General features: G+C 45.3%; 3 protein-coding genes. All 3 read left to right on the forward strand.

Annotated features, from left to right (window positions below):
- The coding region (locus AC1DUA_RS34530; RefSeq protein ID WP_477504038.1) for a DUF1304 domain-containing protein at positions 1 to 257 on the forward strand (257 nt) is incomplete at its 5' end.
- A gap of 184 nt (positions 258 to 441) precedes the next feature.
- The gene (locus AC1DUA_RS34535; protein ID WP_477504039.1) at positions 442 to 1,224 is read left to right on the forward strand and encodes a putative protein N(5)-glutamine methyltransferase; all 783 of its coding nucleotides are present in this window, start codon (positions 442 to 444) and stop codon (positions 1,222 to 1,224) included.
- Positions 1,225 to 1,284: 60 nt separating this feature from the next.
- Positions 1,285 to 1,806, forward strand: coding sequence for a GNAT family N-acetyltransferase (locus tag AC1DUA_RS34540; RefSeq protein ID WP_477504040.1), 522 nt, complete (start codon positions 1,285 to 1,287; stop codon positions 1,804 to 1,806).
- The last annotated feature ends 448 nt before the right edge of the window (positions 1,807 to 2,254 follow it).

A 2,254-nucleotide genomic window follows, 5' to 3' on the forward strand; every position in this document is an offset into this window, starting at 1 on the left:
CTTTTGGCATGACAAAGGAGCAGGCTGAGGCTACTAAGTCGCTGGCAGCGAATCAAGGGTTGTACAATGGATTTTTGGCAGCTGGACTTATATGGGGACTTGTTCATCCGGATGCGTTGATCGGGCACTCTATTCAAATATTTTTCCTTGCCTGCGTTATTGTTGCAGCTTTGTACGGTGGGGCAACCGCTAAGAAGTCGATCCTGCTCACACAAGGCTTGCCGGCTGTAATTGCTATGCTATTTGTTTTGTTATAAGGAAAGATGTTTGAATCATGTAAAAGAAGAAGGTCCTGCTATGTGCCGGGCCTTTTTTGTCATGCCTTCATAAGTGGATTAAACGTTCAGAAGAATTGTTTATTATAAAAGAATTCTACCTGTGCGGCAAACGGCACAAAGGATAAAATGAGTTTATCGTTAATGAGAAACGTGGTGAATTATTATGGAATTTAATAGTTATTATCATATCGTCAGCAGGCTTCGTGATGCGGGTTGCGTTTTCGCAGAGGATGAAGCTCGAATGCTCATTTCAGTGGCAAAGGGGCCRGTTGATCTAGCAGAAATGGTGGAACAGCGAGCCTTAGGTTATCCGCTTGAACACGTCATTGGTTGGATGGCGTTTTATGGCCTTCGAATAGAAGTAGATCCGGGTGTTTTCGTTCCCCGTCCCCGCACAGAATTTCTCGTCCGTAGAGCTGCAGAAATTGCGAAGTCAGGGTCCATCGTCGTTGATCTGTGCTGTGGGTCAGGTGCATTAGGTGCTGCTTTGGCTGCTACAATAGAAGGAATAGAGCTGTATGCGGTAGATATTGACCCCGCAGCGGTAAAGTGCGCCCGCCGAAATATCACGGCGACCGGAGGTCAAGTCTTCGAAGGCGACCTATTCGAACCGCTGCCGACGAGACTCCTTAACAGAGTCGACATTCTGCTCGCAAACGTACCCTACGTCCCAACCGCAGCAATCGAACGGCTTCCATCAGAAGCCCGTATCCACGAGGCGCGGCTTGCGCTTGACGGGGGAGTGGACGGACTTGATGTAAAGCGGCGTGTTGCACTCGAAGCGATACAATGGCTGGCTCCTGGTGGCCACTTGTTGGTTGAGATTAGCGAGCGGCAGGCACCGCAAGCCGTAGAGATTTTTGCTCGTAGCGGGTTGATTCCGACTGTGTCCAGATTCGATGATTTGGATGCGACCGTCATCATTGGAACGAGACCTATGGATTGACACGGAACATACGTTCTGTTAGAGTTTGGGGGAAAGCTTGCAATTAATGAGGTGAAGGAAATGGCAGAGCCAATTAACAAACCATTAGTAAGACTAGAGACTTGGTCCGAATCGAATCTTGATCTGCTGCGTAAGATTAATGCGCCTGAGATGATGGAACATCTCGGTGGCCCTGAAACTGAGGAGCAATTACTGAGACGCCATAAGCGGTATCTTGAGATTAGCGGTAAGGGGTCAGGCCGCATGTATAGCATTGTGCTGCTTCCAGACAACGAAACGGTCGGCAGTGTTGGTTACTGGGATAGCAATCATATAGAAGAAAGCATATATGAGATCGGTTGGAGTGTTCTGCCGTCCTACCAAGGTAGGGGGTTAGCAACCGCAGCTGTCTCAGCAGCGATAGTAAACGCAAATATGGAGAAGAAGCATAAGTATATTCACGCCTTCCCATCCATTCATAACCCGGCCTCGAACGCTGTTTGCCAAAAGCTCAACTTTCAATTGATCAGTGACTGCGAATTTGAATACCCGCCAGGTAACTTCATGCGGTGTAATGATTGGAGACTAGAGATTGAGGCGTGAAAGATGAATGAAGAAAGAACAAGGAATAAATGAAGAGTGAATGGATGAGAGAATGTTTTTTGAAAAAAAGGTTGTAATACTTTTTAATACATGGTATATTGCAAATCCACCATTCAACGCGGATGAATAACGAGTTTCATTCATATAGCGTGGCATCAAGATCAGCATGAAATAGTCAGACTAATCGTTTAATTACACATGTTGAAAACTTAAAAAAATGGTTGAAAAAAAACACTTGCAATTGAAATTCTTACATGGTATATTACTTCTCGCTGCTTCGGTAACGCGGCAGTGAACGAAAGAAATTGATCTTTGAAAACTGAACAAYGAGTGAGTAAGCACGAACGAGAAATCGTTCAAAAATAAGAGATTATTTATAATCTCGCTAGCAAGTCAATGAGCTATTAAGCATTCAGAATAAAGGCGAGCAATCGTCAACTATTATGGA

It is taken from the genome of Paenibacillus sp. 01T422 (assembly GCF_056398785.1).

Excerpts from the sequence above, each read along its gene's own strand:
- AC1DUA_RS34540 (WP_477504040.1), top strand. The coding sequence starts at position 1,285 with ATGGCAGAGCCAATTAACAAACCATTAGTAAGACTAGAGACTTGGTCC.